The sequence below is a fragment of the Chitinophaga sp. 22308 genome, assembly GCF_052045305.1.
GTDB lineage: Bacteria > Bacteroidota > Bacteroidia > Chitinophagales > Chitinophagaceae > Chitinophaga > Chitinophaga varians_A.
The window spans coordinates 850,283-864,018 of the sequence record NZ_JBQEOP010000003.1 but is presented as its reverse complement, the minus strand read 5'-3'; the positions used below and the strand labels follow the sequence as shown (position 1 = coordinate 864,018).

Here is a 13,736-nt window from a genome sequence, read left to right as displayed (position 1 = left end):
TCATGGCCACCTATTCTGACGTACAAGTAACCTGCTACCACTGCGGGGAAGACTGCCACCACCAGGACATCACCATTCAGGACAAAACTTTCTGCTGCGAAGGCTGTAAACTGGTCTACGAAATATTAAACCAGTATGACCTGTGTGAATATTATGACCTGAATGACAAACCTGGTGTAAATCAACGCATTACTGTCAGAAAAGATAAATTCGCCTTCCTGGAAGATGAAAAAATACAACAACAGCTGATACAGTTCAGGGACGAAACCCAGACCCACGTCAGTTTCTACATCCCGCATATACATTGCAGCTCCTGCCTGTGGCTGCTGGAGAACCTCCACCGGCTCGACAAAGGCATACAGCGTGTAACCGTTAACTTTAGCAAGAAAGAAGCACTGATCATTTTCTCCGAAGCGCAAACCTCCCTGCGGCACGTTGCGGAAGTATTGACCGCCATCGGTTACGAGCCATACATCAGTCTTCAGGACCTCCAGCACAAGAAGCCCGGCATCAAACGCAACCTCATTTATCAACTGGGCGTAGCCGGCTTCTGCTTTGGCAATATCATGCTGCTCAGTTTCCCGGAATACTTTACCGGCAGCGGCCACACCGACGCAGGCATGAACCGGCTCTTCCAGTATATGAACCTCGTACTGGCGTTACCGGTGTTCTTCTACAGCGCGCAGGTATTCTTTAAATCCGCGTGGAGCGGCCTCAAACACGGCTTCCTTAATATCGACGTACCTATTGTGCTCGCCATTGTAGTGACTTTTATCCGAAGCGTGACGGACGTCGCACAAGGGCAGGCCGGCTACTTCGACTCCATGTCCGGCATCGTGTTTTTTATGCTGATAGGCCGTATCCTGCAGGACAAAACCTACCAGGGCCTGTCTTTCGACCGGGACTATACCGCCTATTTCCCTATAGCCGTCAACGTTATACACGACGAAAAGGAAGTCCCTACGGCGTTACCCGATATCAAAACAGGCGACACTTTACTCATCCACAACAATGAACTAGTGCCGGCAGACGGCATCATTGTACGGGGAAAAGCGCTGATCGACTACAGCTTTGTGACCGGGGAAGCCACGCCTGTCAATAAATCCATGGGCGAGATCATCTACGCAGGCGGCCGGCAGCTGGAAGGAAACATCGAAATTCTGACCATCAAGGAAGTAGCGCAAAGTTATCTTACCAGTCTCTGGAACCGTGATGAGCTGAAGAACAAAGAAGAAAAACACGTGTCCTTTGTACACCTGCTGGGACGCAATTTCACCTGGGTGGTATTGCTGATAGCCGCGCTCAGTGCCACTTACTGGGCATTGCATGACCCGTCCCGTATATGGCCCGCCGTTACCGCCATCCTGATCATTGCCTGTCCGTGCGCTTTGCTGCTCGCCTCTTCTTTTACCAACGGCCATATCCTGCGTATCCTGAGCAGGCACCAGCTGTATCTCCGCAATGCGCAGGCCATAGAGAACCTTGCCAATACCACGCATATCGTGTTCGACAAAACCGGTACCCTCACCGGCAAGACCGGCAGCGATGTCAAATATTACGGTGATACGCTTACTCCTTTTCAGGAGAGCCTCATCGCCAGCCTGGCTGCACAGTCCACTCACCCGCTGAGCAAAGCCGTAGCCGCTTACTGCAACACCAACACCAGGATGCCCGTTGGTGATTTCCGTGATGTTACCGGCAAAGGCGTGTCTGGTTGGGTAGAAGGTAATTTCATTCGGCTGGGCAACGCAGAGTTTACCGGTGCGCACCTGAAGGATGAAGTGGACGGCAGTCTCGTATACCTGTCCATCAACGACAAACTGACCGGCCTGTTCACCATTCATAATAATTACCGCAGCGGTATCCGGCCGTTGCTGAAGCAGTTGCAGCAACACTATTCCATGTCGGTGCTCTCCGGGGACAATGACCAGGAAGCCATGAATCTGCGCAAGCTCATGGGTCATGAGACCACTTTATTATTTGAGCAAAAACCGGCGGACAAACTGGCTTATATCATCTCCCTGCAACAACAGGGAAAAAAGGTGATGATGATAGGAGACGGGCTGAATGATGCCGGCGCCCTGAAACAGAGCGATATCGGCATCTCCCTTACAGAAGACAGTAACAATTTCACACCCGCCAGCGATGGCATCCTTGAAGCCAGACAGCTGCCTTTATTGTTATCGTTCGTGCAGCTGTGCAAAGCCAACAAACGTATTATCCTGGCCAGTTTCATCCTCTCTCTCGTTTATAATATCACCGGCCTTTACTTCGCCGTACAAGGGCTTTTATCTCCGCTGGTAGCCGCCATATTAATGCCCGCCAGTTCTATCAGTATTGTGCTGATGACTTTCCTGCTCAGCGAGTGGCAGGGCAAAAAGCTGGCTGGTAAGGCATCAGGAGAAATGTCTGACAAAAATCATATTCCTGATTGAGCAATATCATTGCGGTGCCTGGTGGTTGCCGCTACCTTTGCTATCAACACAACATACACACCGTGAAATCTTAAAAGCGCCAGTATTAAAGCCCGATTGAAATGAATGTACGGGCAGCCTGAAAGCAAGGCTGCCTGTGCATAACGGGCGATCTATGCTTTTGCCGGATTTGCACACACCATGATTTTTATGCTGATGAAGACCATGAACGTATTACAGGAAGAGGGAACCGGAAAAGTAACCAGCCGGTTGTTGCTGAAAAGCAGAAGAGCGGAAGCCACTCTCATCATCATGCAACAGGGGCACCAGATCCCGCCGCATGTTTCACCTGTAGATGCCATGGTGCTGATACTGGAAGGCAAAGTAGCTTTTATGCTGAAAGACGAAGTAACGGTACTGGAAACCGGCGACCTGCTGACATTCAGTGCCAACGAAAAACATGCCTTGCAAGCTCTGGAAACAACCAGGCTTTTACTGGTAAAATGATACTGTTATGAGCGTAATTATTCTTTTACTTGGCGCCAGCCTTACCGTAGCAGCGGGCTTTCTGGCAGCCTTCATCTGGTCAGTAAAGAACGGACAGTTTGAAGATGATTTCTCTCCCGCGCACCGTATTCTCTTTGAAGACAAAAAGGATAACACCAACGAATAAACGCAAACAAGCCATCTATTAAGCAACAATAAACAGCACTATGTCTCTCGAAAAATTTTATTACGACAACCGCACGGTAAAATGGTTTGCCTACGCTTGTATGTTCTGGGGGCTGATCGGTATGCTGGCAGGGCTCTGGGCAGCCCTTACGCTGGTAATGCCGGAGCTTAACCTGGGCTTTGCCCCTACTACCTTCGGGCGTCTCAGGCCCGTACACACCAATGCCGTGATCTTCGCCTTTGTAGGTAATGGCATTTTCATGGGTGTTTACTACTCGCTGCAACGGTTATGTAAAGCCCGTATGTTCAGCGACCTGCTGAGCAAGATCCACTTCTGGGGATGGCAGGCCATCATCGCCGGCGGAGCATTGACGCTTTTCCTGGGATATACTACCGGCAAGGAATACGCGGAGCTGGAATGGCCGTTTGATATAGCCATCACCGTTATATGGGTGGTGTTTGGCGCCAACATGCTGGGCACTATCCTTCGGCGGCGCGAATCCCATCTGTATGTGGCCATCTGGTTTTATATCGGTACGTGGGTAGCCATTGCCATGTTGCACATTATCAACTCTTTCGAGTATCCGATGTCGCTGTTTAAAAGCTATAGCTGGTACGCCGGCGTACAGGACGCACTGGTACAATGGTGGTATGGCCACAACGCGGTGGCTTTCTTCCTTACCACGCCTTACCTCGGCCTGATGTACTACTTTGTGCCCAAAGCCGCCAACAGGCCGGTATATTCCTACCGCTGGTCTATTATCCACTTCTGGTCACTGATATTTATCTATATATGGGCCGGCCCTCACCACCTGCTGTATACCGCGCTGCCTGAATGGGCGCAGTCTCTGGGCACAGTATTCAGCGTGATGCTGATCGCGCCGTCCTGGGGTGGTATGCTCAACGGCCTGCTGACCCTGCGTGGCGCATGGGACCGCGTAAGGGAAGACGCCATCCTCAAATTCTTCGTGGTAGCGCTTACCTGCTATGGTATGGCCACCTTCGAAGGACCGATGCTGTCTCTCAAAAATGTGAACGCCATCAGCCACTATACCGACTGGACCATCGCACACGTGCATGTTGGCGCACTGGGCTGGAACGGATTCCTGACTTTTGGTATCCTGTACTGGATGATCCCGCGCATCTTCTCTACCCAGCTATATTCCCGCAAATGGGCCAACACCCACTTCTGGATAGGTACCCTCGGCATTATCTTCTATGTGATACCACTGTATTGGGCCGCCTTTACCCAGAGCATGATGTGGAAACAGTTCACCGAAGAAGGCCAGCTGAAATACCAGTTCCTCGAAACCGTGACCACCATCGTTCCAATGTACGCCCTGCGCGCCTTTGGCGGCCTGCTGTATGTAAGCGGCATGGTGCTGATGGTGGTGAACCTGTACAAAACAATCCGCCGTGGCGCCTTCGTGGCCAACGAAGCAGCCGAAGCCGCGCCGCTGCCTAAAATAATACCTACCCATGGTAAAGCACACTGGCACAACTGGATCGAACGCCGTCCTATTCAGCTGGTGGTATTCAGCCTGGTAGTAGTAGCTGTAGGCGGTATCCTTGAAATGGTGCCAACCTTCCTGGTACGCAGCAATATTCCAACCATCAGCAGCGTGAAACCATATACGCCGCTGGAACTGCACGGCCGCGACATCTATATCCGTGAAGGCTGTTATACCTGTCACTCCCAGATGATCCGTCCTTTCCGTGATGAAGTGGCCCGTTATGGTGAATACTCCAAAGCAGGTGAATTTATCTATGACCACCCGTTCCAGTGGGGCTCCAAACGCACCGGTCCGGACCTGGCCAGGATAGGCGGCAAATACCCTGACAGCTGGCATTACAACCACATGCTGGACCCAACGTCCATGTCTCCCGGCTCTATCATGCCACCGTACCCATGGTTGTTTGAAGACCGTATCGACAGAAGCAAAACGCCAGCTATGATCAATGTGATGCGCAAACTGGGCGTGCCTTATGCGGATGGTTACGAAAAGCAGGCCCTCGCTGATCTCGACAAGCAGGCCAACAGCATCGCCGCCACGCTGGAGAAAGACAAACTGCCCGTCAAAGCAGACCGTGAAATTGTAGCGCTGATCGCTTACCTGCAAAGAATGGGCAGGGACATTAAAATGGCCCCGGCAGAAAAGCCCGCCACCGCGGACGCCAGCAACGAAAGCGCCACCAAAAACGATTTTTAGTCAACATAAAAACACAGGACCATGAAGTTCATTAATTATCTGGAATCAATTGCCGGTGTCAGCATCTACCCGATGGCTTCCCTGCTGATCTTCTCCATCTTCTTTGTCTTCGCCGCTTTCTGGGCGTTCCGGGCAGACCGCAACATGGTGGACCAGATCAGCCGCATCCCTTTAGATAATGATGAAACCCAAAGCCTATAAACGATACATATGAAAAGGAAGCTATTATATACACTCAGCGGTAGCCTGTTATGCAGCGTGTCCGCGCTGGCCAACGGTCCCAAGCCGCCTTCCGAACTGAAAGACCCGGTAGCGCTGGTGCTGCTGACGGTCATCATCGGGCTGGTACTGGTGATCGCCATCCTGGGCAATGCGGTGGTGGGCGCCATGGACCTTTATCGCGAAAGAATGAAAAGAGAGGCTGCCAAACTTCCGGCCATCCTGATACTGGTAACGCTGGCACTGGCGGCCAGTCTGCCGGCAAACGCCACCAGCGTGGCACCGGAAGCATCATCTTATTATACGCCACTATCCCAGTCCTCCCTATACCTGTTAGTTTCCATTGTTGTCCTGGAAATCGGCGTGATCATCTCCCTGCTTTTTGTACTGCGCTTTCTGGCCGGTATCAAAAGTAAAAGCAAACGCAGGGCAGCAGCTCACGCAGCAGATCCTGCCAAACCACGTATCTCCTGGCTGGAGAGAATTAACAAAACCAGGACCCTGGATGCTACGTCCGAAACAGAAGAAGACATGGGCCATGATTTTGATGGCATCCATGAGCTGAATAACCCCACACCTCCCTGGTGGAAGTGGGGTTTTGTCTTCAGCATCTGTTTCGGCGTAGTATATTTCTGGCGCACGGAAATATCCCACTCCGCCCCCAATCAGATACAGGAGCTGGCCATGGCTGAAGAAAAAGCGGCTATCGCCAAAGCCGAATACCTGAAAAATGCCGCCAACAATATCGACGAAAACAATGTGAAAATGCTGGACAATGCCGATGACCTGGCTGCCGGAGGGAAATTATTTGTCGCCAGCTGCGCTCCCTGTCACGGCCCGCAGGGACAAGGCGTGGTAGGCCCCAACCTTACAGACGACTACTGGCTGCATGGCGGTAAAATCAATGAGGTATTTAAAACCATCAAGTACGGCGTGTCCGACAAAGGGATGAAAGCCTGGCAGGAAGATTTTTCACCGAAACAACTGGCCCAGTTGGCCAGCTTCGTGAAATCCATTCACGGCAGCAACCCTCCCAATCCAAAAGAACCACAAGGTGTAAAAGAATAAAATCATGGCCGACAGCAATACGTTCAGAGACAGTATAGCCACAGTTGATAAGCAGGGAAAGCGCAACTGGATATTCGCCCAGCAGCCGAAAGGCCGCTACTATAATATCCGGAGCCTCCTCAGCATCTTTTATTTTAGTGTTTTTTTCAGCCTGCCGTTTATATCCATAAATGGCAGGCCTTTATTTCTGCTCAATGTAGTAGAAGGTAAATTCATCCTGTTCGGTGCTATCTTCTGGCCTCAGGACTTCTTTATCTTCGGTCTGGCCATGCTGGCCTTTATCCTCTTCATCGTATTGTTTACCATGGCCTTTGGCCGGCTTTTCTGCGGATGGATGTGCCCGCAGACCATTTTTATGGAGATGCTCTTTCGCCGGATAGAATACTGGATTGAAGGAGATGCCGCCGCCCAGCGCCTGCTCGCCAAACAACCCTGGAACACGAATAAAATCATCCGTAAAACCGCCAAACACCTCGTTTTTTATGCGTTGTCCTTTCTGATCGCCAACATATTCCTGGCTTACATCATCAGCGCCAAAACACTCGGTAAAATCATTACAGCGCCTTTGTCTGAACATACCGGCGGCTTTATCGCCATCCTGGTATTTTCCGGTGTGTTCTACGGCGTGTTTGCCTTCATGCGCGAACAGATATGCACCATTGTTTGCCCATACGGCCGCTTACAGGGCGTATTGCTGGATAAAAACTCCATCCTTGTAGCCTATGACTACGAAAGGGGAGAACCCCGCGGAAAATTCCGTAAAGATGATTCCAGGGCCATCGGTGACTGTATCGATTGCGCCCAGTGCGTGAAAGTTTGTCCCACCGGCATTGATATCCGCAACGGCACCCAGCTGGAATGTGTGAACTGCACCGCCTGCATCGATGCCTGCGATCATATGATGGACAAAACCGGCCGCGCCCGCGGATTGATACGCTACGCTTCCGAAAACGGCATCGCCCGGAAAGCGCCGCTGCGTTTCACGCCACGCCTGCGTATCTACACCGGTATCCTTACCCTGTTGCTCGGCGCCATCGTTTTTATGCTTGCCAGCCGCAAACCAGTCAGCGGCACCATTATGCGCACCGCCGGCATGTTATACCAGGAACGGGGCACCGACAGTATCTCTAATCTCTACCGTATTAAACTGATCAATAAAACCACTGCGGGAATACCCCTGCAGCTGAAACTGGAAGACGAACCGGGACACGTGGAAGTAGTTGGTAAAAGCACCATCACCGTAAAAGCAGAAGGACAGGGGGAAGGCACGTTCTTTATCATCATTCCGAAAAAGGCGCTGCATAACCGGAAATCCTCTCTTTATATCGGTCTTTATGAAGGCGATAAACGGATCACCCGTATGCGTACCACCTTCCTTGGGCCTGTACAATAAACATTATATCATTTAAAACATAGCATCATGAACTGGGGACATAAAATCATCATCGTGTTTGTAGTTTTTGCGATCGGCATTCTGACGCTGGTCACCAAAAGCATGCGCACCAAAACAGACATGGTCACCAAGGATTATTACGCGGAAGAGCTGAAATATCAGCAGGTGCTGGACGGGAAAAGGAACGCCGGTACACTTTCTTCCCCGGTGCTGATCTCTCAGCAGTCTGAAGGTATTGCGGTCACCTTTCCACAGGAATTGCACGGTACCGGCATCACCGGCAAAATAAAATTTTACCGTCCTTCTGACGCCGGCATGGACGTAGAAATGCCGCTGCATCTTAGCAGCGATGGCATGCTGGTGATCAATCGCCAGTTGTTCCACAAAGGCAACTACCTCGTAAAGGTGCAGTGGGAAAACGGTGGTAAACCATTTTATCAGGAAGAGAGCTTTCACATTAACTAGTCAGTCATGATAGGCGCACTTATTCTCGGTTTCCTGGGCAGCTTTCACTGCATCGGCATGTGTGGCCCGATAGCGCTTACGCTGCCGGTGCAACACCTGGAGGGCGTTAAGAAACTGGCGGGCATCCTGCTGTACAATGCCGGCCGTATTACCACCTATGCCATGCTGGGGATGATCTTCGGCTGGGTAGGCCGGCAACTGTACCTGGGCGGCCTGCAACAGTGGCTGTCTATCAGCATCGGTGTCCTCCTGCTGCTGATCGTGGCGCTGCAATATACCGGCATATACCGGTCAAAAAGCGGTCATCTCCCGGGTATTTATCTCTCCAAAATAAAATCAGCGCTGGGTGCGCTGTTACGTCAGCAGCGGTTTAGCACCCTTTATGGCATCGGCGTGCTGAACGGCCTGCTTCCCTGCGGCCTGGTATACCTGGCTGTTGCGGGTGCAGTAGCTACCGGTGCCACCTGGAAAGGCAGTCTTTTTATGGCTGCTTTTGGCGCAGGCACATTGCCAGCGATGATGACCGTCACCTGGTTCAGCCACCTTGTGAGCATCGGAGTTCGTAACCGTATACGCGCGCTCATTCCTTTTGCCGTAGGCATTATGGGGGTACTGCTTATTCTGCGGGGCCTCAACCTCGGCATACCATATATCAGCCCTGTGATGTCTGCCCACAGTGAAAAAGTGGTAGAACGTTGTTGTCATAAACCATAATCATCATGAACCTTATCCGCAAATACAATATCGCAGCTCCCCGGTACACCAGTTATCCGACAGTGCCTTACTGGGACGAGCAGACATTTAACCTGCAAACATGGAAGACGTTGCTGAAAAAAGCATTCCATGCCACCAACAACAAAGATGGTATCAGTATTTACATTCACCTGCCGTTCTGTGAAAAGCTCTGCACATACTGCGGCTGCAATAAACACATTACAGTCAATCATGCAGTGGAGGAACCCTACATACAGGCAGTGCTGAAAGAATGGGCGTTGTATGTGGCCGCGTTTGAAGGCAGGCCCCGTATCCGTGAGATACACCTGGGTGGTGGCACCCCTACCTTCTTCAGTCCGGAAAATCTGACGATGCTGCTGCAGGGCATCTATCAGCATGCGGAATTACTGCCGGATGCTTCCCTCGGCTTTGAAGGACATCCCGGTAATACCACCCCCGGACATCTGCAAACATTATACGACCTCGGCTTCCGTCGTGTCAGCCTCGGCATACAGGATTTTGATCCAAGGGTGCAGGAGATCATCAACCGGTTACAACCTTTCGAAATGGTGGCCAAAGTGGTGGAACACGCCAGAAAAACCGGCTTCACCGCTATCAACTTCGACCTGATATACGGCCTTCCGTTACAGACCGCCTGTGGTATGCAGGACACGATTGATAAGGTGATGTTGTTAAGGCCCGACAGGATCTCCTTTTACAGTTACGCGCATGTGCCCTGGATAAAAGGAGTGGGGCAACGCCGTTATTCAGAAGCTGATTTACCCAAAGACGAAGAGAAAAGACGACTGTATGAACTGGGCAAAATCCTTTTTGCAAAGAATGGTTATACAGAGATCGGCATGGACCATTTTGCACTGCCGGGAGACGAGCTGTTTGTGGCCGCAGAGAAAGGAGAACTGCATCGTAACTTCATGGGGTACACCGTTTCCCATACTGATTTGCTGGTTGGTTTAGGCGCTTCTTCCATCGGGGATAACGGGTATGGCTATGTACAAAATGAGAAGCAGGTAGCGGCCTATCAGGAGCGGGTCGGCAGCGGAGAATTCCCTATCGTCCGCGGGCATATCCTCAATGAGGAAGACCAACTGTTGAAAGGACATATCCGCGATCTGATGTGCACTTTTGAAACAAGCTGGCGTAAGGCGGACACACAATGTGATGCAGTGACAGAAGGGCTTCAGCGCCTGCAGGAGCTGGAGCGGGACGGACTGGTGGAAGTAGTGAAGAACAGCGTGGTGGTTACCACGAAAGGACGTCCTTTCATCCGCAATATTTGTATGGCATTTGATGCCCGGTTGTGGAGAAAACTGCCCGAAAGCCAGTTGTTCAGCAAAGCCATATAATTTCATCGGGAAAAAAACGGGGAGCAAAGGATACTTAATCGTGTTTTTGCTCCCTTTTGTCTTTTTCCGGAGATGGGGGAGCAGGAGATAAAATGACCCGTAAAAGGAGGAAACGATATACCGCTGACGAGTAAGAAAAAAATAGTCGTCGGCTGTAACACTTGCCGGCAAAGGGTTTCAGCGGCAATAAAAAAAGTCTGACCGTTGGAACAATCAGACTTTCTTATTATGTGAATGGGTTAGTAAGTACAGGGAAACAAAATTCCCTACACAATATTAAAAATAATTTCATGACAAAAGAAAAAAATTGCAAAAAATTTTATTCACACTACTAAAATAATTGTGGATAACAGCAGTCTGAAACTTCCTGGTTATCATTATTACCCCCTCCATATTTTGTTTATTGCTTTCCCCGATTTACTACCTTTGTTGCACTTAACATTATTCAACAACACAGATCATATGAAGTTTGAAGCACCCGTTGCAGTAACGGAAATCGCTGCATTCATAGGCGCAGAGCTGGTAGGCAACAGCCAGCTGATGGCTACCGGCCTCAATGAAATACATAAGGTAACACCAGGGGATATATCTTTTGTAGACTTTGAAAAATATTATAACGCCAGTCTGCAATCTGCCGCGACCATCATTATCATCAACAAAAAAGTGGAATGCCCTGAAGGCAAGGCGCTGTTAGTACTGGAAGATCCTTTCAGTGCATATGTAAAACTGGTGAACCGCTTCCGCCCTTTTGAACCGGCAACCAAAGCGATCAGTGATTCCGCAGTGATCGGAGAAGGGACCATCATACAACCTAACGTATTCATTGGCAATCATGTGCGCATTGGCCGCAACTGTCTGATACATCCTAACGTAACTATTTATGACCATGCTGTTATTGGTGACAATGTGATCATTCATGCAGGTACCGTACTCGGAGCAGATGCATTTTACTTTAAGAAAAGAGCCGACAGAGAGGTGATATACGACAAGCTGGTAAGCTGTGGCCGGGTGATCATTGAAGACGATGTGGAGATAGGCGCCGGCTGTACCATCGACAAAGGCGTAAGCGGTGATACCATCATCGGCCGCGGCACGAAGCTGGACAACATGATCCATGTCGGCCACGGTACCGTAATCGGCAAAAACTGCCTCATTGCCGCCCAGGTTGGTATCGCGGGTAAAGCGCATATCGAAGATAACGTGATCCTCTGGGGACAAGTAGGCGTCAACAAAGACCTGACCATCGGCAAAGGTGCGGTGGTACTGGCACAAAGCGGTGTGCCCAGCAGCCTCGAAGGCGGTAAAGTATACTTCGGTTATCCGGCAGAAGTAGCCAGCGAAAAAAGAAGAGAACTCGGCTGGGTAAAACGCATTCCTGAAATCTGGGACAAAGTAAAATCCCTTTAACCCATGACGGATGACGAATGACGATAGGGGTGGACCCCACCTGTAAGCGTCATTCGTCATCCGTCATCCGTAATTCGTAATTCATGAAAAAATTATTGTTTCCCTTTCTCTTTCTCCTCGCCTGCACTACTGCCAAACAACCCACTACCTCCACCCCGCAGAACAACCTGTACAGCCAGGCACAGGAATGGCCGGTGAAGGTGAACGATGGCTGGCTTTCTGCCAAAACCATTTCCTTCGGACTGTATACTACCTCCTCCCGTAAAAACGGCGTGGCCGAAACAATGGGCAGCTTCATCAAAGACCCTAAGACGCCTTTTAACTTCTATGTCAACGGCAATGATGAACACATCCTGGTACAAACCATGAACACCACCCGGATCGCCTTCAGCAATCGCGATTTGCCGGCCGTTTTAAAAGACCTTGATGGCAGCGCGGCCCTTTCCTACACGCTGATCAACGGGACTAAAAATGAGCCGCTGAAACGCTGGGAAATGATATTAAAATCCCCGGGGTACCTGGAGCTGAACAATAACAAACAAGCCGGTATACTCCGGTGCGCAGACACCGATATCCGCATTACGGCACATAACCGTTTCGGCAAGGTCAACTCCTACGAAAAAGTGTGTTATGAATTTCAGTACCGCGGGCAGCCGGTAGCGGCAGTCATCCCCGGCGAAAAGCCCCGTGTATGGGTCAGCAAAGATGCCCCTGCAGAAACAGCCAAAACACTGGCTGCTGCCATTGGCGCGTTGATGTTGAGATAAAATATCAGTTGCGGGATGCCAGGAAAGCGGCCGCAATTTCCCGGATGGTTTCTTCCAGCGGGCGGAAGTTAAATGCCGGCAGGGCCGTCCGGATTTTCTGGTTGTCGTAGTACACCTTCAGCTGTGCCGTACGCGCCGTTTCTTTGGTCACTACCGGATGTTTGCCGGTCAGCATACCCTTTACTTTTTCAAGCCGCCACACCACTTCAGCCATCCATGGTTTAGCTGCTATATGGGGTGGCTTTTTGCCCAATGCATGGGCCATAGTGGTAAACAATTGGCGGTATCCCCAGTTGTCGGCAGACAGGATAAAACGTTCCCCGCTCACAGAGCTGTCCATCAGCAGCATCATCGCTTTTACCACGTCCTGCACATCTACAAAACCGTTGACGCCTTCGGTATAATAAGGGAATTCTTTCCAGGCATTCTTGAGCAGGGTGCCGGAGCCTTCGTCCCAGAAGCCTGCGCCAAGTATGATAGAAGGATTTACGATCACGGCATCGAGGCCTTCCGCGATGCCTCTCCACACTTCCATTTCACCCTGAAATTTACTGATACTGTAACGGGAGTTATTAGGGCTGTCTTCCCATTCGCAATCTTCATCGATGGCCGCCTGTTCCCTCGACCGGCCAATGGCAGCAACTGAGCTTACATACACCAGCTTTTGCACACCGGCATCGAGTGCTAAATTCACTACGTTGGCGGTGCCTTCTACATTGATCTTCATGAGATTGGCGGCATTGCCGGGTTGAAACGACACCACAGCGGCACAGTGATACACCTGGCTAATGCCCTGCATGGCATCTTCCAGTGTACATACATCCAGGATATCACCCTGTACCCATTCAATCTTTCCGGAAAGGTCCTGCAACCGGGGAGAAGGGGCTTTGCGGTAAAGGGCTCTCACAGGCTTACCTGCTGCGACCAATGACCGAATCAAATAACTGCCTAAAAAACCTGTTCCGCCGGTGACTAAAATCATGAAGATTAATTCGTTTACTTATAGAGGCCCAAAATTAACTAATGATTTCCGTGATTTGAGC

Annotated in this window: 13 protein-coding genes; 12 read left to right on the top strand and 1 reads right to left on the bottom strand. The window is 50.6% G+C overall.

Going from position 1 to position 13,736, the window contains the following annotated elements; translation table 11 throughout:
- The first annotated feature begins 2 nt into the window (after positions 1-2).
- The 12 genes from ACTJJS_RS15340 to ACTJJS_RS15285 all read left to right on the top strand — a co-directional run bounded on the left by ACTJJS_RS15340 (position 3) and on the right by ACTJJS_RS15285 (position 12,693).
- Complete coding sequence (locus ACTJJS_RS15340; RefSeq protein WP_440664348.1) at positions 3-2,435, top strand: heavy metal translocating P-type ATPase; 2,433 nt, start codon at positions 3-5, stop codon at positions 2,433-2,435.
- A gap of 189 nt (positions 2,436-2,624) precedes the next feature.
- Entirely contained in the window at positions 2,625-2,921 is a 297-nt protein-coding gene (locus ACTJJS_RS15335) for a cupin domain-containing protein (protein ID WP_440664347.1), read from the top strand.
- 7 nt (positions 2,922-2,928) lie between these two features.
- Complete coding sequence (ccoS, locus tag ACTJJS_RS15330) at positions 2,929-3,087, top strand: cbb3-type cytochrome oxidase assembly protein CcoS (RefSeq protein ID WP_168870811.1); 159 nt, start codon at positions 2,929-2,931, stop codon at positions 3,085-3,087.
- Positions 3,088-3,127: 40 nt separating this feature from the next.
- Positions 3,128-5,296: a cytochrome-c oxidase, cbb3-type subunit I gene (gene ccoN / locus ACTJJS_RS15325; protein ID WP_440664346.1), complete on the top strand. Its 2,169-nt coding sequence runs from the start codon at positions 3,128-3,130 to the stop codon at positions 5,294-5,296.
- Between the two features lie 21 nt (positions 5,297-5,317).
- Positions 5,318-5,497 (top strand): CcoQ/FixQ family Cbb3-type cytochrome c oxidase assembly chaperone, encoded by a 180-nt coding sequence (locus ACTJJS_RS15320; protein ID WP_168808603.1) that lies wholly within the window; start codon positions 5,318-5,320, stop codon positions 5,495-5,497.
- Between the two features lie 9 nt (positions 5,498-5,506).
- Positions 5,507-6,583 (top strand): cbb3-type cytochrome c oxidase N-terminal domain-containing protein, encoded by a 1,077-nt coding sequence (locus tag ACTJJS_RS15315; protein ID WP_168870813.1) that lies wholly within the window; start codon positions 5,507-5,509, stop codon positions 6,581-6,583.
- 4 nt (positions 6,584-6,587) lie between these two features.
- Positions 6,588-7,976 (top strand): cytochrome c oxidase accessory protein CcoG, encoded by a 1,389-nt coding sequence (ccoG, locus tag ACTJJS_RS15310; protein ID WP_440664345.1) that lies wholly within the window; start codon positions 6,588-6,590, stop codon positions 7,974-7,976.
- A 27-nt stretch (positions 7,977-8,003) separates the two neighbouring features.
- On the top strand, positions 8,004-8,441 hold the full coding sequence (locus tag ACTJJS_RS15305) for a FixH family protein (protein ID WP_440664344.1): 438 nt from the start codon (positions 8,004-8,006) through the stop codon (positions 8,439-8,441).
- A 6-nt stretch (positions 8,442-8,447) separates the two neighbouring features.
- A complete protein-coding gene (locus ACTJJS_RS15300) occupies positions 8,448-9,155 on the top strand; it encodes a sulfite exporter TauE/SafE family protein (RefSeq protein WP_440664343.1) in 708 nt (235 codons plus the stop codon).
- Between the two features lie 5 nt (positions 9,156-9,160).
- Positions 9,161-10,519 carry an oxygen-independent coproporphyrinogen III oxidase gene (gene hemN, locus ACTJJS_RS15295; RefSeq protein ID WP_440664342.1) on the top strand — a complete coding sequence of 453 codons (1,359 nt, stop codon included), beginning with the start codon at positions 9,161-9,163 and terminating at the stop codon, positions 10,517-10,519.
- A 462-nt stretch (positions 10,520-10,981) separates the two neighbouring features.
- A complete protein-coding gene (locus ACTJJS_RS15290; protein ID WP_168870817.1) occupies positions 10,982-11,926 on the top strand; it encodes a UDP-3-O-(3-hydroxymyristoyl)glucosamine N-acyltransferase in 945 nt (314 codons plus the stop codon).
- An 83-nt stretch (positions 11,927-12,009) separates the two neighbouring features.
- The gene (locus ACTJJS_RS15285; RefSeq protein ID WP_440664341.1) at positions 12,010-12,693 is read left to right on the top strand and encodes a hypothetical protein; all 684 of its coding nucleotides are present in this window, start codon (positions 12,010-12,012) and stop codon (positions 12,691-12,693) included.
- 4 nt (positions 12,694-12,697) lie between these two features.
- Here the strand turns inward: ACTJJS_RS15285 and ACTJJS_RS15280 are convergent, their stop codons facing one another.
- Positions 12,698-13,675: an NAD-dependent epimerase/dehydratase family protein gene (locus ACTJJS_RS15280; protein WP_440664340.1), complete on the bottom strand. Its 978-nt coding sequence runs from the start codon at positions 13,673-13,675 to the stop codon at positions 12,698-12,700.
- Positions 13,676-13,736 lie beyond the last annotated feature (61 nt).

What these genes read in the sequence shown, in the direction of transcription:
- ACTJJS_RS15340 (WP_440664348.1), top strand. Translation starts at nt 3, where the DNA reads ATGGCCACCTATTCTGACGTACAAGTAACCTGCTACCACTGCGGGGAA.
- ACTJJS_RS15335 (WP_440664347.1), top strand. Translation starts at nt 2,625, where the DNA reads ATGCTGATGAAGACCATGAACGTATTACAGGAAGAGGGAACCGGAAAA.
- ccoS (WP_168870811.1), top strand. Translation starts at nt 2,929, where the DNA reads ATGAGCGTAATTATTCTTTTACTTGGCGCCAGCCTTACCGTAGCAGCG.
- ccoN (WP_440664346.1), top strand. Translation starts at nt 3,128, where the DNA reads ATGTCTCTCGAAAAATTTTATTACGACAACCGCACGGTAAAATGGTTT.
- ACTJJS_RS15320 (WP_168808603.1), top strand. Translation starts at nt 5,318, where the DNA reads ATGAAGTTCATTAATTATCTGGAATCAATTGCCGGTGTCAGCATCTAC.
- ACTJJS_RS15315 (WP_168870813.1), top strand. Translation starts at nt 5,507, where the DNA reads ATGAAAAGGAAGCTATTATATACACTCAGCGGTAGCCTGTTATGCAGC.
- ccoG (WP_440664345.1), top strand. Translation starts at nt 6,588, where the DNA reads ATGGCCGACAGCAATACGTTCAGAGACAGTATAGCCACAGTTGATAAG.
- ACTJJS_RS15305 (WP_440664344.1), top strand. Translation starts at nt 8,004, where the DNA reads ATGAACTGGGGACATAAAATCATCATCGTGTTTGTAGTTTTTGCGATC.
- ACTJJS_RS15300 (WP_440664343.1), top strand. Translation starts at nt 8,448, where the DNA reads ATGATAGGCGCACTTATTCTCGGTTTCCTGGGCAGCTTTCACTGCATC.
- hemN (WP_440664342.1), top strand. Translation starts at nt 9,161, where the DNA reads ATGAACCTTATCCGCAAATACAATATCGCAGCTCCCCGGTACACCAGT.
- ACTJJS_RS15290 (WP_168870817.1), top strand. Translation starts at nt 10,982, where the DNA reads ATGAAGTTTGAAGCACCCGTTGCAGTAACGGAAATCGCTGCATTCATA.
- ACTJJS_RS15285 (WP_440664341.1), top strand. Translation starts at nt 12,010, where the DNA reads ATGAAAAAATTATTGTTTCCCTTTCTCTTTCTCCTCGCCTGCACTACT.
- ACTJJS_RS15280 (WP_440664340.1), bottom strand. Translation starts at nt 13,675, where the DNA reads ATGATTTTAGTCACCGGCGGAACAGGTTTTTTAGGCAGTTATTTGATT.